The sequence below is a fragment of the Caballeronia sp. LZ024 genome, assembly GCF_031451455.1.
GTDB classification, from domain to species: domain Bacteria; phylum Pseudomonadota; class Gammaproteobacteria; order Burkholderiales; family Burkholderiaceae; genus Caballeronia; species Caballeronia telluris.
Genome location: NZ_JARUXL010000002.1, coordinates 597,255 through 618,779, shown reverse-complemented (window position 1 = coordinate 618,779; position 21,525 = coordinate 597,255). Strand labels below are relative to the sequence as shown.

Genomic DNA, 21,525 nt, shown 5'->3' with positions numbered 1-21,525 from the left:
TCGCGTGCAGCCGTCGATGCGGGCTTTGTCCCGAACGACTATCAAGTCGGGCAGACCGGCAAGATCGTCGCGCCGCAGTTATATGTGGCAGTCGGCATCCCGGGCGCGATCCAGCATCTGGCTGGGATGAAGGACTCGAAAGTCATCGTCGCGATCAACAAGGACGCTGAAGCGCCGATCTTCGGTGTTGCCGATTACGGCCTCGTCGGCGATCTGTTCAGCGCGGTGCCGGAACTCACGAGGGAGCTTGACTGACCCTCACGAGCGCATGCATCTTTGGTGACCGCTGGCCGGCCAAGCGATCTTGCCTGCGGTCCTATCGATGGAAAAGATTATGGAGCAGTCTTTTCTTCGAGCGCTCCGACTGTCGCTGATCCTGAGCCTGACGTGTCTCGCCGGAGTTCTCGTTCCTCGCGCCGACATATCCCGTGATAGAGAATGGATTGAGCGCCGCGCGATCAGGCTCGCCGACTTGCCATAGCCCGGGCGCTCGTCGTCGTGGTCTGCGGTCGCGGAAGGTTGACTGCGCCCCACGAACGTGGACTATCCGCAGACCGATCGTCTGTCGTCTTCTTCCGAGTCCCGGCAGTGAGCCATGAACAGGCCGACGGCCTGTCGGCACAATGGACCGCGCGGAACCTCGGGCTTCGCTCCCATGGGGCGATTGAGTAGCTGCCACCCCAATTTTCGGCGCCGGCCATTCGGGTGTCTCTGCGTTGGAAAGCAGGAGGAATCGACCCCCGCCAACGTCCTCAACGTAGCGGTGTTACGCCATCGGCGACGCCTGCCGGCATGCAGATGTGCTTGATCTCCGTGAAGTCGGCGAGCGCATCGTAGCCGTGCAGGCGGCCAAGACCGCTTTGCCGGTATCCGCCCGTTTCCGCTTCGGCAAAGAGCTTGTTGTGATCGTTGATCCACACCGTGCCGTTGCGCAACGCGCGCGCGATCCGATAGGCGCGAGCGCCGTCGTGCGTCCACACGCTCGCGGATAGGCCGAATACGGTGTCGTTGGCTTTCTCGATTGCCTGCGCTTCAGTGTCGAATGTCTCCAGCGTGACAAACGGTCCGAAGATTTCCTCCTGGCAGAAGAATCCTTTCGGGTCGCTGTGTTCGACAAGCGTCGGCGACAGGAACGCATGCCCCGAGCGCTTGCCGCGCAGCAGTACGCGATCGGCTTCGTTGCAGGCACGGGCAATGGTTTGATCGACCGCGTCGCGCGTGGCCGCGTCGATTAGCGGACCGATGTCCATTGCCTCATTGATGCCTTCGCCCACTTTCAGCGCTTCGAGCGCGCGCGTCAGATGCTCGCGCATCTCGGCCGCACGGCGGGCATGCACGAGCACCCGGCGCGCAGCAGTGCATTGTTGACCCGAGATGATCGTCGCAGCGCGCGCGATACGCGGCGCGATCGCGGCGACGTCCGCATCCTCGAAGGCGACACAGCACGACTTGCCTCCGAGTTCCAGCGAGAGCTTCTTCATGCTTTCGGCGGCGGCGGCCATAATCTTTTTGCCCGTCGCGGTCGATCCGGTGAAACTCACCACGTCGACGTCATGCGATTCGACCAGCCGTTCGCCCGCCGCATAACCGACCTCGTTGACGAGGTTCACTGCGCCCTTCGGCAGCGTGGTCTGCTCGAAACAGCGCAGCATGGCCGCGATGACCAGCGGGGTCTGCGCCGCCGCCTTGACGATTGCGGTGCAGCCGGCGGCGAGCGCCGGCGCGAGCGAGCGCACGAGCAACACCGCGGGCGCATTCCAGGGCACGAAGATGGCGGCCACGCCAGCGGCTTCGCGCAGCATCGTCGAGATCGTTCCCGGTTCGGGTTCCAGCACGTGCCCCGCGACGTGCCGAGCGAGTCCCGCGTAATAACGCACTTCGGAAATCGCGCCTGCGATCTCGCCGCGCGATTGCGCGATCGCCTTGCCGTTTTCGCGCGTGAGGAGGGTTGCAAGCGGCTCGCGTTGCGCATCGAGCGCGGCGGCCCATGCGAGTAGCACGTCCTGACGCAGGCGCGCGTCCTGCGCCCACGTCGTGCGGTCGAACACGTGCCGTGCCGCGGCGATGGCCGCATCGGCTTCCGGTGCGCCGCCGTCGGCGAACTGGCCGATACTTTCGCCGGTAGCGGGATCGATGCTGTGGACGGACGGCACGCCGACCCATGCGCCGGAAATCCAGTGTGATGCGTTCATGCGGTTTCCTTTGGGACAAGAGTGGCATTCATGCCGGATGCGTTCGACACGCGGTGCAGTTCGTCAGCGATGATTTCGATCAACGCCTCGGCCGCGGCGGACAGCGGCCTGCGCGGATGGCTCACGCGCACGATATGGCGCACGATGCGCGGCGCGAGAATCGGATGCGCGCGCAGCGTCCCACGCTGAACGGCCCGGCCGACGGCGATGCGCGGCAAGATCGTCGCAAAGCGAGTGCTCTCGACGAGCTTCACGATCGTGCTGAGCACGTCGATTTCAAAGCGCGGCGCGAGCAGCACGTCTTCATGCTGTGCGGCGGTATCGAGCACGCCGCGCAAGCCGTGGCGCTTGGTCGGCAAGACGAGTTCGAGTTCGGGCAACTGCGCGAGCTCGATCGTGTGCGGCAGGTCAGGACCGTGCTCGACGCTCGTCGCCAGCACCATTTCTTCATCGAGCAACGTCTGCGAATCGAGAGACAGGCGCGAGCGGGGTTTGTTGATGAGGGCCGCATCGAGTTGCCCGCCCGCGACCCAGTCAATGAAAGTCGCGGTAAAGCCGTCCGCCACCGTCACTTCGACATGCGGATAACGCGCATGAAAGCGCGAAAGGGAATCGGCAAGCACACTCTCCGTCACTGAGGCGATGAGCCCGATGCTCACGTGCCCCGTCACCACTTCGTCGCGCTGCTGAAGCTGCTGCCGCGCGTGCGCGAGGTCGCGCATGATCGGCAGGAAGAGGCGATACATCAGGCGTCCGGCAGCGGTCGGCGCCATGCCGTGCGCGCCGCGCTCGAACAATTGCTGATGTAGCTCTTCCTCCAGCTTCGCGATCTGCATGCTGAGCGCGGGCTGCACAATGTTCAGCCTTTTGGCCGCGCGCGTGACGGACCCGTCCTCGAAGAGCGCGATGAAGTACTGGATTTGCTTGAGGTCCATTTTCGTTTCCATAGCCTATCAGCGAGTCTTATGGCATCGGACTACATTATCAGATTATGGCTGCAACGCGCCCTACGGGCCATTTCCCACGGCGCTTGCAGTGCGGTGCGGCGTCAGGGGTCTATTGATATCGATCCGAACGGCCGGTGTCATCGGGGCTAATACTGATATCAGCATGAATGATTACTGGCATCAAAAAACAGTATTAGAAGTTATAACGCGATGTCGCTACGCTTCATTTCAATCCTTGCAGCGGTGCTTTGGCCGGAAAACGCAGGGAATCGATGGAGACGCAGATGAACACTCGCGATGCCGCGACGCACGGCACCTTCCCAACCCGTCTTCCGTGGGCTTCGAATCGCTCAGAGACGGCAACGCTCACGCTGCGCGACTGGCTCGCGCATCTCGCGACGACCGGCCGCATGGCGACCATCGACCGGCCGGTGGCGCTCGAGCACGAACTTGCCGCGATTGCCAAGCGTCTCGACGGCACGCAGGCCGCGTTCTTCACGCAGCCCGGCCGCAAGGACATGCCGGTCGTCTCCGGTTTTATGTCGAAGCGCGGCTGGATTGCGGAAGCGATGGGCGTCGATGAAGCAGGCCTGCTCGCGCGCTTCTCGGCGGCGGCCGCACAGCCGATCGCATCCAGGGTGGTCGATCGAGCGGACGCGCCCTGTCAGCAGATCATTCATACGAATGGCATCGACCTGCACGCGTTGCTGCCGATCCCCACGCACAGCGAGCACGACAACGGCCCGTACATCACCGCGGGTCTCGTGATCGCGCGCAATCCGCGCACGGGTGTGCAGAACGTTTCGATCAACCGCATCCAGGTGCACGGCCACGACCGCATGGCGATCCTGTTACTACCGCGCCACCTGCACGCGTTCCAGAAAGCCGCCGAGGAAGCGGGCGATGCGCTCGACGTGGCGGTCGCCATCGGCGTCGATCCGCTGACGATGCTCGCCTCGCAGGCGATCACGCCGATCGATCACGACGAGTTGGAAATCGCGGGCGCGCTGCATGGCGCGCCACTGCCGGTCGTGAAGTGCGTAACGAGCAATGTGCATGTGCCGGCGTTCGCGGAGATCGTCATCGAAGGACGCATCCTGCCTAACGTGCGCGAGCCGGAAGGCCCGTTCGGCGAGTTTCCGAAGTACTACAGCGCGAAGGAAGCGCGCGAGGTGATCGAAGTCACAGCGCTCACGCATCGCCGCGATCCGATTTTTCATACGATCGTGCCGGCCGAGATGGAGCACTTGCTGCTCGGCGCCATTCCACGTGAAGCGACGCTGCTCGCGCATCTGCAACGCAGCCATCCGGGCGTCACAGACGTGCATTTGTCGGTGGGCGGCGTATGCCGCTATCACCTCTGGGTGCAGTTCGAAAAGAAGCGCGAAGGCGAAGCGAAGAACGTGATCCTGTGCGCGTTCGGCGCGCATTACGACATCAAGCAGGTCGTCGTCGTCGATACCGATGTGGACGTGCACGATCCCGCCGAGATCGAATGGGCAATCGCGACGCGCTTTCAGGCGGATCGCGATCTCGTCGTGATCGAAGGCGCGCAGGGTTCGCCTCTCGATCCCTCGACGACGGTCGGCCAGCCGGCGGACGCGCCGCCGCATCTACAAGGTGTGAGCGCGAAGATGGGTCTCGATGCGACGCGGCCCGTGGTCTACCCGGAGCATGTTTTCACACGCGTTCGCATTCCGGGCCAGAACACGGTTGACCTCAACGCGCTCGTCGCCGCGGACAACGCCGCGTTCGATGCCTACTTGAGCCGCGATCATGGCTGAGCACAACAAGTCGCGCATCGTCGTCGGCATCTCGGGCGCAAGCGGCGCGGCGATCGGCGTGCGCCTGCTCGCCGCATTGCGCCGGCTTGGCACCTACGAGACGCACCTGATCGTGTCGGCTTCGGGCGCCGTTACAGCCGCGCAGGAGCTCGGACTCGGACGCGGCGACCTCGATGCGCTCGCAGACGTCGTCCATAACGTGCGCGATATCGGCGCGGCAGTGGCGAGCGGATCGTTCGTCACGAACGGCATGGTGATTGCTCCCTGCTCGATGAAGACCCTTGCGGGCGTCGCCAACGGCTTCGCCGACAATCTGCTCACGCGCGCCGCCGATGTGATGCTCAAGGAGCGCCGCCGCCTCGTGCTAGTGGCGCGAGAAACGCCGCTCAACCTCGCTCATCTGCGCAACATGATGCTCGCGACCGAGATGGGTGCGATCGTGATGCCGCCGGTACCCGCGTTCTACGCGCATCCGAAGACGATCGACGACGTGGTCGATCACACGGTCGGCCGCATTCTGGATTTGTTCGGCATCGAGCATGGCGAGATCGCGCGCCGCTGGAGCGGCCTCGCGGACGGGTTTGCGAGCCGTGACGAAGGAGCCGCACGATGAATCAGCGCGAGACCGCTTTCGCAAACATCGACGCAGGCGCGGAGCAGGAGCCGCTTGCCAAGCGCCACGTCGGCCGCTCGATGCAGCGCCTCGAAGATCCCGCGATCCTGACTGGCCGCGGACGCTACGGCGACGACATCGCGGTGAAGCCCGGCACGCTGCACGCCGCCGTGCTGCGCTCGCCACACGCGCACGCGGAGCTGGTCTCGATTGATGCGCAAGCCGCGTCGAAGTTGCCCGGCGTGCGCGCCGTCCTCACCCGTGACGACTTGCGCCCATGGTCGCGGCCGTTTGTCGTTGGCGTGAAGTCGCCGATGGAACAATGGTCGCTCGCGATGGATCGCGTGCGTTATGTCGGCGAGCCAGTGGCGGTCGTGATGGCGGAATCGCGCGCGCTCGCCGAAGATGCGCTCGATCTCATCAAGGTCGAATACGCGATGCTTGATCCGGTCACGTCGATCGAGCAATCGATGAACGACGATGCGGCGGTCTTGCATGAACGCGTCGGCACGAACGTGATCAGCGACCGGCACTTCCGCTATGGCGATCCTGAGGCCGCGTTCGAAGCGGCGCCGCATCGCGTGAAGTTCGTCGCGCACTATCCTCGCAATACGTGTGCGCCGATCGAATGCGGCGTGGTGATCGCGGAGTATCTGTCGGGCGACGAAGGCTATGACGTCACCTCCAATTTCATGGGTCCGTTCTCGCTGCACGCCGTGATGGCAATGGCGCTCAACGTGCCGGCGAATCGGCTGCGCCACAAGGCGCCGCGCGACTCGGGCGGCAGCTTCGGCGTGAAGCAGGCCGTCTTTCCGTATGTCGTGCTGATGTGCCTCGCGTCGCGCAAGGCGGGTTCGCCGGTGAAGTGGGTCGAGGACCGCTTAGAGCATCTGAGCGCGGCAACGTCGGCCACCGCGCGCTTCTCCACGATTGAAGCCGCAGTCGAAAACGATGGACGCATCACCGCGCTTTCCTACGATCAACTCGAAGATGTCGGCGGCTACGTGCGCGCGCCGGAACCCGCGACCTTCTACCGAATGCACGGCTGCCTGACGGGCGCGTACGCCATCGACCACCTTGTCGTGCGCAACCGCGTCGTGCTGACCAACAAGACCCCGACCGGACTCGTGCGCGGCTTCGGCGGCCCGCAGGTCTACTTCGCGCTTGAACGGCTGATGCAGCGCATCGCGATCGAATTGAAGCTCGACGTGCTCGACGTGTATCGCCGCAACTTCGTTCCCGCCGATGCGTTTCCCTATCGCGCGGCAGCGGGCGCGCTGCTCGACTCGGGAAACTATCAGGAAGCGTTGCGGCGCTCGCTCGCGGACGGCGGCTACGACGAACTCGTCGCGCGGCGCGAGGCGGCGCGCAACGAAGGGCGGTTGTACGGCATCGGCTTCGCGGCGATTGTCGAGCCGTCCGTGTCGAACATGGGCTACATCACGACCGTGATGCCCGCCGACGCGCGCAAGAAGGCCGGGCCGAAGAGCGGCGCGATCGCGAGCGCGACCGTGAGTGTCGATCTGCTCGGCGGCGTGGTCGTCACGGTGGCGTCGACGCCGGCAGGGCAGGGACACATGACCGTATGCGCGCAAGTCGTCGCGGATGTGCTCGGGCTCGATCCGAGAGACATCGTCGTGAACGTCGAGTTCGATACTCACAAGGACGCGTGGTCAGTCGCGTCGGGAAATTATTCGAGTCGTTTCGCGGGAGCGGTCGCCGGCACCGTGCATCTGGCCGCGATGCGGGTGCGCGACAAGCTCTCGCGCATCGTCGCGAAGCAGTTCGGCTGCGCGCCGGAAGACGTCTGCTTCGATGCCGCGCGCGTCTATCCGAAGGGCGCCGAGGATCGCGCGCTGCTGTTTGCGCGCGTCGCGAGCAACGCACCGCATTGGGCGCCTGCGCTCCTGCCCGAAGGCGAGGAACCGGGCTTGCGCGAGACCGTATTCTGGACGCCGCCGAACATGGAAGCGCCCGACGAGAACGATCGCATCAACACGTCGGCGGCGTATGGATTCGCTTTCGATATGTGCGGCGTCGAAGTGGATCGCGCGACGGGTCGCGTGCGCATCGACCGCTATGTGACCGCGCATGATGCGGGCACGTTGCTGAACCCTGCGCTCGCCGACGGCCAGATTCGCGGTGCGTTCGCGCAAGGACTCGGCGCGGCGTTGATGGAAGAGTTCCGCTATGGCGCGGACGGCAGCTTCCAGTCAGGCACGCTTGCCGACTACCTGATGCCGACTACATGCGAAGTGCCCGATCCGCTCATCGTGCATCTGGAGACGCCGTCGCCGTTCACGCCGCTCGGGGCGAAGGGTTTAGGCGAGGGCAACAACATGAGCACGCCGCCGTGCATCGCGAATGCTGTCGCCGATGCGCTCGGCGTCGACGATATCCGCCTGCCGCTCACGCCCGCGAAGGTAATGGCGCTGATCGGCATCGACGATCCGGAGCCGTCGCGGCCCGAGCTGCGCGATGCGCCCGCGAAGAAGCCCGCGACGCCGGGCGGCAAGGCGCTGACGGCGCAAGGCACGGTGGATTTGCCCGCGACACCCGAAGCGGTCTTCGCCGTCTTGCTGAATCCGCAAGCGCTCGCGAAGGTCATCCCCGGTTGCCATGCGCTCGAAGAGACTGCGCCGAACCAGTATCGCGCGGATGTGACAGTCGGCGTCGGCATGATCAAGGCGCGCTTCGAGGCGCGCATCGGCTTGTCGGAAATCGACGCGCCGCATCGGCTGCGTCTTGCCGGCGCGGGTATTTCGCCGCTCGGCAGCGCGCGCGGCAACGGCCTCGTCGAACTTACGCCGACCCAGCACGGCACGCGGCTCTCCTATGACTACGAAGCGCAGGTGTCGGGCAAGGTCGCGGCGGTGGGCGGACGGATGCTCGAAGGCGCGGCGAAGGTGGTGTTGAAACAACTCTTCGAATCGCTCGGGCGACAGGCCGCCGGCCGGCCGGTACAAGCGGGCGGTTCATGGCTATCGCGCTTTATCGCGCGCTTCAGGAGCCGCGCATGAAGCCCGCGCCGTTCGATTATCTGCGCGCCATGACGACGCACGATGCCCTCGATGCACTCGCGCAATTCGGCGAGGACGCACGCGTGCTCGCGGGCGGCCAGTCGCTGATGGCGGTGCTCAACATGCGGCTCGCGCAACCTCGCGTGCTCGTCGACATCTCGCGCACCGAAGAGCTGAACGCGGTTCATGCCGACGACAAGACGGAGCATTTGCGCGTGAGCGCGGCGGCGACGCAAGGCAGCGTGGAATGGCGCAAGACCTTGCGCGACGAAGTGCCGATGCTCGCGATGGCGTTCCCGCACATCTCGCATTTTCAGATCCGAAATCGCGGGACCGTATGCGGTTCGATCGCGCATGCGGACCCGAGCGCCGAACTGCCGCTCGTGCTCGCCGCGCTCGGCGGCGACGTGACGCTGCGCTCGAAGAAGAAAGAGCGCGTGCTTGCGGCGCAGGACTTCTTTCAAGGCATGTTGATGACGGCGCGCGAGCCGGACGAACTCGTCGAGTCCGTGCGCTTTCCGCTCAAGAAGCCGGGCGAGCGCTACGCGTTCACCGAATTTTCGGCGCGCCACGGCGACTTCGCGATGGTCGCGTGCGCGGCGGTCGTGACGGACGACGCGATCCGCATCGCGGTGGGTGGCGTCGCGGACCGGCCGATGGTCGAACGCTGGCCGCGCCTCTCAGGGGACGACCTGCGCGGCGCACTGAACGATCTGAGCTGGAAGCTGGGCGCGCAGGACGACGTCCACATCAGCGCGAAATACCGCCGGCATCTGGTCCGGCAACTCGGATGGCGGGTGATCGAGGAGGCGAAGTGAGCAAGACATCGATGAACATCATGCGGCAAGGCGAAGCGCAACGCGTTACGCTGACGCTTAATGGCCGCGAACGCAGCGGTCATTGCGAGCCGCGCGAACTGCTGTCGGACTTCATCCGGCACCAACTCGGCGCGACCGGTACGCACGTCGGCTGCGAGCATGGCGTGTGCGGCGCGTGCACTGTGCATATCGACGGCGTCGCGGCGAGGTCCTGTTTGATGCTCGCCGTGCAAGTCGACGGACGGCGCGTCGATACGGTCGAGGGCCTCGCGCCCGACCAGACGCTCGGCGACTTACAGCAGGCGTTCCAGCGGCATCACGCGTTGCAGTGCGGCTTTTGCACGGCGGGCATTCTGATGTCGTGCGCGGACTATCTGCAACGCGTGCCCGACCCTGGCGAGGAACAGGTGCGCGAGATGCTCTCGGGGCACATCTGCCGATGTACGGGCTATACGCCGATCGTCAAGGCGGTGCTCGACGTGGCCGCGCGTCGCAATGGCCGCATTTGCGGAGAAGAAAGTGAGGAGGTCGAGCATGCTTGATCTCGGCCGCACCTTCCTGCAAAGCGTCGAGCGTAGCCCGCTTGCGCTCGCACTCGTCGACGGCGACTTGCAGTTCACCTACGCACAGTGGCATCGCGTCGTTCTCGATGTCGCCGATGGCTTACGCGAACTGGGTCTAGCGCCTGGTGACCGGCTGCTCGTCGTGCTGCAGAACCGCTGGGAAATGGCGACGCTGCACTGGGCCTGCCAGATGGCGGGCATCGTAATCGTGCCGCTCAACTGGCGCGCCAAGCCCGACGAACTCGACTATTGCGTGACCGACGCGGGCGTGAAGGCGATCGTCTACGAGCCCGTGTCCGCGGATGCCGTCGTGCAAAGCAGCGCGGCGCAGAACGTGCCGCGCATCGGACTCGACGACGCCCAAGGCCGCACGACCTCGTTTGACGCGCTGCTGGTCGAACGCGCGCACGCAGGCGAGACGACCCACTCGACCGCCGACGATGTCTCACTGATTCTCTATACCTCGGGCACGACGGGCAAGGCGAAGGGCGTGCCGCGACGTCACCGGCATGAACGCGCGGGCGCGCTCGCGCATGTCGCGCAGAACCTGTACCGGCACGGCGAACGCACGCTCGGGGTAATGCCGCTCTATCACACGATGGGCGTGCGCTCGCTGCTCTCGATGGCGCTCGTCGATGGTCTCTTCGTCTGTGTGCGGCGCTGGAACGCGCGGCTCGCGCTCGACTCCATCGCGAAGCATGGACTGACGTGTCTGTACCTCGTGCCGACGCTCTACCACGACCTGCTCGGCGATCCCGCGTTCGCGAACACCGATACCTCGTCGGTGACGAAGCTCGGGTTCGCGGGCGCGCCGATGAACGATGGCCTGCTCAAGCGCCTCTCGGCCGCGTTCGAGCCCGAATTGTTCGTCAATCACTACGGCTCGTCCGAGGTCTACACGTTCAGCATCGACCAGGACGCGACGAAAAAACCGGGCAGCGCGGGACGCGCGGGCATCAACACGCGACTGCGCGTTGTGAAGCTCGACGCGAAGTCGCCCGACGATCTCGCGGCGGTGAACGAGGAAGGCCAGATCATCGCTGACCTGCTCGGCGACGAAGCGTTCGAAGGCTACTGGAACCGTCCGGACGCGAACGCCAAGTCGCTGCGCGACGGCTGGTACTTTACCGGCGACACGGGCTACTTCGACAAAGACGGCGACCTCTATGTGTCGGGGCGCGTCGACGACATGATCATCAGCGGCGGCGAAAACATCTCGCCCGTCGATATCGAATCGGTGCTCTCGCTGCATCCGTCGGTGGATGAAGTGGCCGTCGCGGGCGTGAAGGACGAGCGCTGGGGCCAGCGCGTGGTCGCGTTCATCAAGCGCCGCGACTACGTCGATTCAGCCGCGCTCGACGCGTGGTGCCGCGAGTCGGACCTTGTCAATTTCAAGCGGCCGCGCGACTACGTGTTTGTCGACGACATTCCGAAGTCGCCAGTCGGCAAGATCCTCCGCCGCAAGCTGTCCGCCGGCGAATATCAATGCGATGACGGTCCGTCCGCATCCGCTGCACACCACACCGAAATCACGAAGGAGTAAATCAACATGACCGACTTGACCCATCGCGGCCAGGCGCTGCTTCAGGACCTCGACGGCTTCTCAATCGAGATCGACGCCGGGCGCGAGCGCGCGGACATCATCCTGCATCGCCCGCCGTTCAACGTGATCTCGATGCACGCGCGCGACCAGTTGCGCGCGGCGTTCGAAGCGCTCGACGAAGACGATCGCGTGCGGGTGATCGTCGTGCGCGCAAAGGGCGAACACTTTTCGAGCGGCGGCGACATCAAGGGCTTTCTCGAAGCATCGCCTGAGCATGTGTCGAAGCTCGCCTGGAACATCGCCGCGCCCGCGCGCTGCTCGAAACCGGTGATCGCGGCCAATCGCGGCTTCTGCTTCGGCGTGGGCTTCGAGTTGTCACTTGCATGTGACTTCCGCATCGCGACCGAGACCACGTTCTATGCGTTGCCCGAACAGAAGCTCGGACAAATTCCAGGCTCGGGCGGATCGGCGCGGCTGCAGCAGATGGTTGGCGTTGGCAGGACCAAGGACATCGTGATGCGCTCGCGCCGCATTCCGGGCAAGCAGGCGTACGAGTGGGGCATCGCGGTCGAGTGCGTGCCGGATGCGGAACTGGAAGCCGCCACTGATGCGCTCGTCGACGAGTTGCGCACATTCTCGCCGCTCGCGCAACGCACGGCGAAGAAGCTGCTCAACGATTCCGAAGATACGCCGCTGTCGATTGCCATCGAACTCGAAGGGCATTGCTATAGCCGTCTGCGAACCTCGGACGATTTCCGTGAAGGAGTCGAAGCGTTCCATGGCAAGCGCAAGCCAGTGTTTCGCGGTTCCTGAGAAGCCAGCAAAAGACGAGGAGACAGGCATATGGAACGTTTCGATTACGTGATCGTTGGTGGCGGATCGGCGGGATGCGTGCTCGCGCATCGGCTGTCGGCGGTGCCGTCGCTGCGCGTCGCGTTGATCGAGGCGGGCGCCGATACGCCACCGGGTGCGGTGCCCGCGCATATCCTCGACAGCTATCCGATGCCCGTCTTTTGCGGCGATACCTACATCTGGCCGGATCTGAAAGCCAAGGCGACGAAGACATCGGCGCCGCGCGTGTATGAGCAGGGCCGTGTGATGGGCGGCGGATCGAGCATCAACGTGCAGTCGGCGAATCGCGGTCTGCCGCGGGATTACGACGAGTGGGCCGCGAACGGCGCGGCGGGCTGGGGATGGGACGACGTGCTGCCGTATTTCCGCAAGCTCGAGCGTGATGTGAATTTCCCCACCGGCGAGTTGCATGGCAGCGACGGCCCGGTGCCGATCCGCCGCATCATGCCGGAAGACTGGCCCCCATTCTGTCACGCGTTCGCCGACGGTCTGCGCGCCAACGGCTTCGCCACCTTGCAAGACCAGAATGCCGAGTTCGGCGATGGCTTGTTCCCAGGCGCGTTCTCAAATATCGACGACAAGCGCGTGTCTACCGCTGTCGCATACCTCGACGAAGCGACACGTAAGCGGCCCAATCTCACCGTGTATTCGAATCTACGTGTCGAGCGGATCGTGATGGAGGGAACCGCCGCGCAGGGCGTGGTCGCGGTGGCGCCGAACGGCGAGCGCGTGCATCTGGACGCCGATGAGGTCGTCATCTGCGCGGGCGCGCTCCAGTCGCCCGCGTTGCTGATGCGCGCGGGCATCGGCTCAAAGCATGAGCTCGACGAGTTCGGCATTGGATGCCTCGTCGACCTGCCGGGCGTCGGGCGCAATTTGCAGGATCATCCGTCGCTCACGTTCTGCCATTTTCTCGAGCCGCGCTTTCGTATGCCGCTTTCTCGGCGTCGCGCGAGCATGACGGCGGCTCGATTCACGTCGGGCGTCGATGGTGGCGAGTCGTCGGACCTGTATCTGTCGAGCGCGACGCGCGCCGCATGGCATTCGCTGGGCAACCGGCTCGGTCTTTTCTTTCTGTGGTGCAACCGGCCGTATTCGCGCGGCCGCGTGCAACTCGTTTCATCCGATGCGGCGGTCGCACCGCGTGTCGAGCTCAATTTGCTCGACGATCAACGCGACCTCGATCGGCTCGCGGTGGGCATACGGATGCTCGCGAAGGTCGTCGCGGCGTCGGGGCTCGGTCACGATCAGCGTGATTTCTTTCCCGCGGCTTTTTCGCCGCGCGTGAAGGCGCTGAGCCGTGTCGGCGAGGGCAACGCGCTGCTGACGTCGGTGCTTGGCACGCTGCTCGATACACCTGCGCCGATCCGCCGCCTGCTGATCGAACGCTTCTTCACGGGCGGGCTCAGGATGTCCGCGCTGCTCGCCGATGAACGCGCCCTCGCGGACTTCATCCGGGCGAACGTCTTCGGCGTATGGCATGCGAGCGGAACGTGCCGCATGGGCGACGCGCGCGAGCGCAGCGCCGTGACCGATACCGAAGGCCGAGTGCACGGAACGCGTGGCTTGCGAGTGGTCGATGCATCGCTGATGCCGCGACTACCTTCGGCGAATACCAACATTCCGACCATCATGATTGCGGAGAAGATCGCCGACGCAATGGTCAATAGACGACGCGCAGGTAGCGCATCGACAACGACGCCGCTCGCCGCCGCGCACTGACAAGTTTCTTTAACGGCAATAAGAGCACGCCACAACAACGTGCCTTCAACACGGGGTCAATCGAGAGATGGCCCGGTGACATTCAAGGAGATGGAAATGTCCGTAGCAGCGCAAAATGGCGCCGCCGCACCCGCTGTCGATCAGCGGCAGGTGATGGGCGCAGTGGTAGCTTCGTGCCTCGGCTGGGCACTGGATTTGTTCGACCTATTCGTGTTGTTGTATGTTGCGCCAGTGGTGGGGCGTCTTTTCTTCCCCTCCGAGCACGCGATGCTTTCTCTCGCCGCCGTCTATGCATCGTTCGCCGTGACACTGCTGATGCGCCCGCTCGGCTCCGCGCTCTTCGGTTCTTACGCAGACCGCCGTGGCCGTAAAGGCGCGATGATCGTCGCGGTGGTCGGCGTCGGCCTGTCGACTGCCGCGTTCGGCCTGCTGCCGACCGTCGCTCAAGCCGGTCTGCTCGCACCGATTCTCTTCCTCCTGCTGCGCCTGATCCAAGGCGTGTTTGTCGGCGGCGTGGTTGCTTCGACGCACACGATCGGCACGGAATCCGTCGCGCCGAAGTATCGCGGCGCGGTGTCGGGACTGATCGGCGGCGGCGGGGCCGGGCTCGGCGCGCTGCTCGCGTCAGTCACGTTCCTCGCGATGTCGGCGCTTTTCCCCGGCGATGCCTTCGACGTATGGGGCTGGCGCTGCATGTTCTTCACCGGCATCATCAGCTCGGTGCTTGGTCTCTTCGTGTTCAACAGCCTTGAAGAGTCGCCGCTGTGGAAGAAGCTCGCCGCCGAAAAGGCTGCGAAGGCCACCGCGCAGGTTAAGAGCGCGCCCGTCGAAGTCGTGCGCTCGCCGCTAAAGACGCTATTTTCGCGCGACTATCGCAAGATTCTCTTCGTCAACCTGCTCCTGACGATTGGCGGCGGCAGCGGCTACTACCTGACATCGGGCTACCTGCCGACGTTCCTCAAGGTAGTTAGCCATGCACCCAACGGTGCGGCCGCGGCGATCCTGATGATCTGCAGCGTCGCGGTGGTGATCGCATCGATCGCGGCAGGGCACCTGAGCACGTTCATCGGTCGAAAAGGCACGTTCGTGTGGATCGGGCTGGTCCGGCTCGTCGCCTTGCCCGCGCTGTTTCTGCTGCTGCCGACCGCGGACAGCATCATGATGGTCGGCGTCTATGCCGTGCTTCTCAGCGCGCTCGGCAGTGCGGGGTACGCGCCGATCCTGATCTTCCTGAACGAACGCTTCCCGACCTCGATCCGCGCGACCGGCACGGGCCTCTCCTGGAACATCGGTTTCGCGATCGGCGGAATGATGCCGACGGCCGTGTCGCTGGTGGCGAAGGACGCGAGCCAGTTGCCGATGACACTGGCGATCTTCGTCGGCGCGATCAGCGTGGTCTTCCTGGTGGGCGCGTTCGTCGTGCCCGAGACGCTTGGCAAGCTCGAAGGCGGTTCCGCGCGCACTCCCACCTGATTCACTGAGCATGATGGCGCGCGCCAACGGGCGCTCGCCTTACACAACAGCCGGAGACATCGATGAAATACGAAGAAGACGTGCGTGCGCGCTCCTACAAGTTTCGTGACGAGTATGTCGACGCCACGCCATGGTGGTATCGCGGCGAAATGCACCTCGGCTTCACATTGCTCTTCACCGGCGGCGTGATCGTCTATTGCCTCATGCAGCTTCATGCGCCGACGCTCGTCGAATGGCTCGCGGTCATTCCGCTCTTTCTGTTCGGTAATTGGGCGGAATGGGCGGCGCACCGCTACGTGCTGCATCGTCCGACGAAGTATTTCAGCATGATCTACAAGCGCCATTGCGCGGTCCATCACCGCTTCTTCACGCATGTGACGCTTGAATACAAAGGCCACCGTCATTGGCGCGCGCTGCTGTTTCCGCCGTTTGCGCCGGTTGCATTCGTGCTGGCGGCCGTGCCGTTCGCGCTCGTGATCGGGTTCGTGTTCTCGCGCAACGCAGGCTACATCGCGTTGTTCACGATGGCGGCATACTTCCTGATGTACGAGGGACTGCACACGCTCTCGCACTTCACCGACAGCCCGTTCCTCGATCGCGTCCCACTCGTCAACACGGTGCGGCGTCTGCACGCCACGCACCATGATCCCGAGGTCATGGCGACACAGAACTTCAACCTGACGTTCCCGATCTGCGACACGCTGTTCGGCACGCGCAGCGATGTTCCGAGTAATGCGCGGGAACCGTTGGAACGCGGGCACTAAGGCGCTTGCTGCCCCGATACGCCCCTCGTCACGCGCTTTATCTCGTCGGTGATGATTGCGATGAGCGCCTGCGCGGCGGGACCGATCGGCCGCTTTGGATGCGTGACCTGGATGATGTGCCGCACGATCGGCGGCGCTGCGATCGTGTGGGCGCGCAGCACGCCTTCATCCACTTTGCGCTGCACGACCACGCGCGGCAAAATCGTCGCGATGTTTCCCTGCTCGACGAACTGCACGATCGAACTGAGCAGATCAACTTCGAACTTTGGCTTGATGACGATATCGACAGCCATTAACGCGGCGTCGAGGGCGCCGCGCAGGCCGTTGCGGCGCGTCGGCAGCACGAATTCGACACCGGATATGTTCGCGAGATCGATCTCCTGCGGCAGCTCGACGCCGTGCACAGCACTCGTTACGAACACCATTTCCTCGGCCAGCAACGGCTCGACATCGAGCGTCAGGCGTCCGCGCGGCTTGTTGATGATGGCGGCATCGAGCTGGCCTGCCTCGACGGCATCAATGAGTTGCGCGCTGAAGCCGTCGGCCACCGATACCTCGACCTGCGGAAAGAGCGCGTCAAACCTCGCGAGCGACTCCGGCAAGACGCTTTCCGCTTCCGAGGCCACCATGCCGAGCGAAACACGACCGGTGATAATCACGTCGCGCCGGCTCAACTGCTCCCGCGCGTGGTCGATGTCGCGCATGATCGGCGTGTAAAGGCGATACATGAGGCGCGCCGCTTCGGTGGGCGCCATGCCGTGCGGGCCGCGTTCGAAGAGCGTCTGTCGCAGTTCGGCTTCGAGCTTCGAGATCTGCATGCTGAGCGCGGGCTGCACGATATTGAGGCGCTTGGCCGCGCGCGTGACGGAGCCATCCTCGAAGAGGGCGACGAAATACTGGATTTGCTTGAGGTCCATGAGGCCAGCGCGAGGAGGGAAGCCGGAGACTGCGAGTGTAACCACAAGTCGAAGCGTGCGTGACGTTGATCCACATGCTCGCACGTCGGCGTGCCGGCCTTTCCGTCGCGCGTTTCGGCGACGCCTCGATCCATTTACGCAACGCATACCCTTCACCAGAGCAGGGTAGCATGCCAAAGCGAAGGAGCCCGCTCTACGACGAATACCTGGACGTGTTTTATAACCGCAGTCGTCGTCATCCGTCGCTCGGCTTTGTATCGCCGGTTCAGTTTCTGCAGAACCGGATCAAGCTCACCAGATCACGGATGCTGCTGCATAACTCGGGACCTGTGGAAGGCGAAAAACCGAGGGAAGCTCACGCGTGGTGTTCGGCGCAAGCTGAGCGCCCTAGATCGACAGACCCGGTCCGCCATTGCCGCCGAGCAACTGCTCGACGGCATCGGCGTCGGCGTAATCCTGCTCGGGCAGCGCGTCAAATACGGTGATGACGTCGTTGCTCACGCCCGCTTCGTGCGTGGCGTCGACGATCGACTAGTTGAATTCCGACGCTCATGGCGTCGTCATTGGGGGCGGCTTCTGGATAAGGGCGTCGGCAACCGCCAGCGAGCGATTTTTCCGTTTTCTCAGGCGGCCCCAACTTTACTACGTTTATAACGAATGCGAGTAGTCCAACCGCTAATGTTGTGTTGCGCGTGGGGGATGATGCTTGTGAACGATGGCATCGGGCGCGCAGTGTTGGCGCGCGCCCATGACGCATTGTACGCTGCTTCGGCTCGCGACAGAGCTCGTTTGGAGACGTCTATTTGCTTCAAATAAGAAATGCGAGTTGTCAGTAGTCCTCGGCGACGCATAAGCTTTCTCTCACTGATGCCTGTCCTGAGCCATGCGATGACGGAACTGCATGGCTAAGCCGCATGCACATTTTCACACGTAGAAGTCGCGATAATCGATTCGCAACGCCGAAAAGCAATATACGTTATGCTAATCATTAACGAGGGTAATATAATGAAGATCGAACCAATGGTCGAGGCATTCGCTGGGCAAGGACACGACAATGCAATGTACACAGGTAGCGAATTCCTCGCCAGCCTGAACGATGGTCGCGAGATCTGGCTGAACGGGGAGCGTGTCGAAAACGTGGTCGAACACCCGGCCTTTCGCAATTCTGCCCGGATGATTGCGCGCTTCTATGATGCTTTGCATGACCCGAAACGCCGTGACGTCCTCACTACCGAGATGGACGACGGTAGTGGCATGCGCTGCCATCGTTTCTTCCAGGCGCCGCGTTCCGCCGACGAGCAGCTACGCGCGCGCGATGCGATAGCCGAGACGGCGCGCATCAACTACGGGTGGATGGGCCGCACACCCGACTTCAAAGCTGCATGGATTGGCACTTTCGGGGCCAACCGTGAGCTGTACGGCGAATACGGTGCTAATGCCCAGCGCTGGTACGACATTGCGCGCCGCCGACTACCGTTCATCAATCACGCTGTGGTCAATCCGCCGGTGGACCGGCATCTCGATCCCAACCATTCCGACGTTTTTGTGCACGTCGAAGCGGAGACTCACGCGGGCCTAGTCGTGAGCGGTGCGAAAGTCGTCGCAACCGGCGCCGCGCTTACGCACTTTACCTTCGTGGCGCACTACAACGTGATGTACAGCGACAAGAAGTATTCACCGGTATTCATAGTCCCGACTAACGCCCCCGGCGTGAAGCTGATCTGCCGCCAGTCATATGAATTGAACGCGACGCTCACCGGTACGCCGTTCGATCACCCGCTTTCGAGCCGGATGGACGAGAACGATTCAATTCTGGTGTTCGACAAAGTTCTGATTCCTTGGGAGGACGTCTTCATGTACGGCGTCGAGATGTCGAACCGCTTTGTTGAACATTCAGGCTTCTTCGGTCGAACGCTGATGCACGGTTGCACCCGTCTGGCTGTTAAGTTTGATTTCATTTGTGGGCTGTTCCTGAAAGCAGTCTCGATGGCTGGCACCAGGGGCTTTCAGGGCGTGCAGGGCGCGGTGGGCGAAGCGATTGCTTTGCGCCACATGCTGTGGAGCTTGTCTGATTCGATGGCGTGGCGTGCCGATCCGTGGAAAGACGATTTCGTCTTGCCAAACATCGAGTCGGCGCTCGCTTACCGCTCGATCGCGGGCGACTCGTATAGTCGGGTCATCAACCTGATCCGGAAGACAGTGGCCAGTTCGCTAATTTATCTGCCGTCGCACGCCGCCGATTTCGCGCAGGCCGAGGAGCGTTCCTATTTGGATCGCTATGTGCGGGGGTCGGACGGCGTTGACTCGGTCGAACGCGTTAAGTTGATGAAATTACTGTGGGATGCAATCGGCTCCGAATTCGCCTCGCGCCACGAACTTTACGAAATCAACTACTCGGGGAGTTATGAGAAGAGCCGCATCGACACCTTCAACATCGCGCACGCCACCGGTCGCAGCAGCGAGATGCATGCGTTTGTCGAGCAATGTATGAGCGAGTATGACCTGAACGGTTGGCTCGCCCCTGATCTGCGCGCAGTCGGCGCTCAGTCGGCTAGCCACTAATCGACGCTGATTCAGCACCATCATTGGGGAAATTGCCACCATGACCCATTTCGTCCGCGAGGTCGCCGTCGTTACTGGTGCGGCAAGCGGCATCGGCGCGGCAACGGTGCATGCCTTGGTGCGTGACGGCTTCGACGTTGCCTGCGTTGATCGGGATGCACGCGCCGTATCGGCGCGTGCCGACGAATTCGGCGAGCGGGCTCGCGCCTTTGCGGTTGATCTTTGCGACGAAGCCGGCGTGGCTGAGACGTTTCGCGCGATCATCCGCTGGCGCGGCTGGATTGATGCGCTTGCCACTTGCGCCGGGGTGGTCGACACTACCGAATGGTCGGCGTTGTCGGCCGCCCGCATCCTCGAGGTCATGCAGATCAACGTTGTTGGCACGTTTACGCCGATTCGCGAGGCTGCCACCGTGATGCGCCCGGGCTCGCGCATCTGTACCGTGTCGAGTGTCGCCGGCATTCGCGGCGGCGGTCTTGCCGGCACGGTAGCATATGCCGCCAGTAAGGGCGGGGTTATCGCCATGAGCAAGACTCTGGCGCGCGAACTCGGCCCGCTCGGCATTACCGTCAACTGCGTGGCGCCAGCGGTGATCCGCACCCCGATGCTTGACCGCACCACCGAAGGATCGGGTGAACTCGGCCGGTTGCACGGTATGACTGTGTTGAAGCGAGAGGGGCGTGCAGAGGAAGCGGCCGATGCCATCGCTTGGTTCCTGTCAGGCCGCGCATCATTTGCGACCGGCACGACGCTGCCGATCGACGGTGGCCTTGCCATGCTCTAGATTTGTCTCGCGTGCGGCGCTCCCTGCACTTCCGCGCGCTTCTATCCAACGTGAGGTCTTTCATGACTTTTCTGCCAGATAACGATTTCACTTTGTTGCGATCGTGGTTGTTTGTTCCCGGTGCAGACCTTTCGTCCTTGCTCGATGCGCCCAGTACGGGCGCCGATGTAATCGTCCAAGAACTCGAGGATTTCACGCCAGCCGAACGTCGTCCGCAAGCGCGCACACTCGCGGCCGAGGCTTACAACGTGTGGCGTAGCCAGGGGATCATGACGGCAGTCAGGGTGAATCCGTTCGAGACCTGCGGACTCGACGACCTGCGTTCAGTGATGGCTGCGCGCCCGGCTTTCGTCATGATGTCGAAGGTGGAGCAAGCGGAGCAGGTCGTCGAACTCGATCGCGCAATTACCCAGCTGGAGCGGGAACTGAATCTTAAAGTTGGTTCAACGCAGATCGTGCCGAACATCGAAAGCGCGCGCGGCATCGTCAATTCCATCGCAGTCGCCAATAGCAGCGAGCGGATCAAAGCGATGCTGGTCGGCACCGAAGACATGGTCGTCGATCTGGGAGCCGATCGCAGTCGCGAAGGTACCGAACTGTTGTACCCGCGCTCGCGCTTCCTGCTCGAATGCGCGGCAGCCGGTGTGGTGCCGATTGATTGTCCCTATACGTTCTCTGACGCCGAAGGTGCCCAGGCGGACATGCGGGTCTCGCGTTCGATCGGCTACAAGGCCAAGGCGGTGGTCAATCCTGGGCTCGTCGAGTTGACCAATCATGCGTTGACGCCATCGTCGAAAGAGGTCGCGATAGCGCGGAGTCAGATCGGCGCTTTCGAAGCGGCTCGCGTAAATGGTGACACCCGCGCAAAGGTCGGCGGGCTGGTTATCGAATACCCAAGTTACTTCGCCGCGAAGCGCTTGCTGGAGCGGCACGAGAAGTTACGGCGCTTGCCGCTCGCCCCACGCGGATGA

Annotated in this window: 17 protein-coding genes; 14 read left to right on the top strand and 3 right to left on the bottom strand. The window is 63.4% G+C overall.

What is annotated here, in order from left to right; all coding sequences use genetic code 11:
- On the top strand, window positions 1-255 hold a 255-nt coding region (locus tag QCE48_RS17960; RefSeq protein WP_309794265.1), incomplete at its 5' end, for an FAD-binding protein.
- 497 nt (window positions 256-752) lie between these two features.
- On the opposite strand, the gene QCE48_RS17955 is transcribed toward QCE48_RS17960, so the two are convergent.
- On the bottom strand, window positions 753-2,192 hold the full coding sequence (locus QCE48_RS17955) for an aldehyde dehydrogenase family protein (protein WP_309784581.1): 1,440 nt from the start codon (window positions 2,190-2,192) through the stop codon (window positions 753-755).
- Window positions 2,189-3,127, bottom strand: a complete 939-nt coding sequence (locus QCE48_RS17950; protein ID WP_309784582.1) for a LysR family transcriptional regulator — start codon at window positions 3,125-3,127, stop codon at window positions 2,189-2,191. The genes QCE48_RS17955 and QCE48_RS17950 overlap by 4 nt, the downstream gene beginning before the upstream one ends.
- Before the next feature lie 296 nt (window positions 3,128-3,423).
- Between QCE48_RS17950 and QCE48_RS17945 the strand changes: the two genes are divergently transcribed.
- From QCE48_RS17945 to QCE48_RS17900, 10 genes are all read left to right on the top strand, one after another.
- The gene (locus QCE48_RS17945) at window positions 3,424-4,923 is read left to right on the top strand and encodes a UbiD family decarboxylase (protein ID WP_309784583.1); all 1,500 of its coding nucleotides are present in this window, start codon (window positions 3,424-3,426) and stop codon (window positions 4,921-4,923) included.
- Window positions 4,916-5,536, top strand: coding sequence for a UbiX family flavin prenyltransferase (locus tag QCE48_RS17940; RefSeq protein ID WP_309784584.1), 621 nt, complete (start codon window positions 4,916-4,918; stop codon window positions 5,534-5,536). The genes QCE48_RS17945 and QCE48_RS17940 overlap by 8 nt, the downstream gene beginning before the upstream one ends.
- Window positions 5,533-8,556: a molybdopterin cofactor-binding domain-containing protein gene (locus QCE48_RS17935; protein WP_309784585.1), complete on the top strand. Its 3,024-nt coding sequence runs from the start codon at window positions 5,533-5,535 to the stop codon at window positions 8,554-8,556. The genes QCE48_RS17940 and QCE48_RS17935 overlap by 4 nt, the downstream gene beginning before the upstream one ends.
- Window positions 8,553-9,374, top strand: a complete 822-nt coding sequence (locus tag QCE48_RS17930; RefSeq protein WP_309784586.1) for an FAD binding domain-containing protein — start codon at window positions 8,553-8,555, stop codon at window positions 9,372-9,374. The genes QCE48_RS17935 and QCE48_RS17930 overlap by 4 nt, the downstream gene beginning before the upstream one ends.
- Complete coding sequence (locus QCE48_RS17925) at window positions 9,371-9,916, top strand: 2Fe-2S iron-sulfur cluster-binding protein (protein ID WP_309784587.1); 546 nt, start codon at window positions 9,371-9,373, stop codon at window positions 9,914-9,916. Before QCE48_RS17930 ends, QCE48_RS17925 begins: the two co-directional genes overlap by 4 nt.
- Window positions 9,909-11,480, top strand: coding sequence for an AMP-binding protein (locus tag QCE48_RS17920; protein WP_309784588.1), 1,572 nt, complete (start codon window positions 9,909-9,911; stop codon window positions 11,478-11,480). The genes QCE48_RS17925 and QCE48_RS17920 overlap by 8 nt, the downstream gene beginning before the upstream one ends.
- Before the next feature lie 6 nt (window positions 11,481-11,486).
- Window positions 11,487-12,293 (top strand): enoyl-CoA hydratase-related protein, encoded by an 807-nt coding sequence (locus QCE48_RS17915; protein ID WP_309784589.1) that lies wholly within the window; start codon window positions 11,487-11,489, stop codon window positions 12,291-12,293.
- Window positions 12,294-12,323: 30 nt separating this feature from the next.
- Window positions 12,324-14,054 carry a GMC family oxidoreductase N-terminal domain-containing protein gene (locus QCE48_RS17910; protein ID WP_309784591.1) on the top strand — a complete coding sequence of 577 codons (1,731 nt, stop codon included), beginning with the start codon at window positions 12,324-12,326 and terminating at the stop codon, window positions 14,052-14,054.
- 96 nt (window positions 14,055-14,150) lie between these two features.
- Window positions 14,151-15,527, top strand: a complete 1,377-nt coding sequence (locus tag QCE48_RS17905; protein WP_309784592.1) for an MFS transporter — start codon at window positions 14,151-14,153, stop codon at window positions 15,525-15,527.
- A 62-nt stretch (window positions 15,528-15,589) separates the two neighbouring features.
- The gene (locus QCE48_RS17900; protein ID WP_309784593.1) at window positions 15,590-16,291 is read left to right on the top strand and encodes a sterol desaturase family protein; all 702 of its coding nucleotides are present in this window, start codon (window positions 15,590-15,592) and stop codon (window positions 16,289-16,291) included.
- Here the strand turns inward: QCE48_RS17900 and QCE48_RS17895 are convergent.
- A complete protein-coding gene (locus QCE48_RS17895) occupies window positions 16,288-17,208 on the bottom strand; it encodes a LysR family transcriptional regulator (RefSeq protein WP_309784594.1) in 921 nt (306 codons plus the stop codon). The genes QCE48_RS17900 and QCE48_RS17895 overlap by 4 nt on opposite strands.
- Window positions 17,209-18,213: 1,005 nt before the next feature.
- Here QCE48_RS17895 and QCE48_RS17890 point away from each other — a divergent pair.
- From QCE48_RS17890 to QCE48_RS17880, 3 genes are all read left to right on the top strand, one after another.
- The gene (locus QCE48_RS17890) at window positions 18,214-19,770 is read left to right on the top strand and encodes a 4-hydroxyphenylacetate 3-hydroxylase N-terminal domain-containing protein (protein ID WP_309784595.1); all 1,557 of its coding nucleotides are present in this window, start codon (window positions 18,214-18,216) and stop codon (window positions 19,768-19,770) included.
- A 40-nt stretch (window positions 19,771-19,810) separates the two neighbouring features.
- The gene (locus QCE48_RS17885) at window positions 19,811-20,554 is read left to right on the top strand and encodes an SDR family NAD(P)-dependent oxidoreductase (RefSeq protein ID WP_309784596.1); all 744 of its coding nucleotides are present in this window, start codon (window positions 19,811-19,813) and stop codon (window positions 20,552-20,554) included.
- 62 nt (window positions 20,555-20,616) lie between these two features.
- A complete protein-coding gene (locus tag QCE48_RS17880) occupies window positions 20,617-21,525 on the top strand; it encodes a CoA ester lyase (protein ID WP_309784598.1) in 909 nt (302 codons plus the stop codon).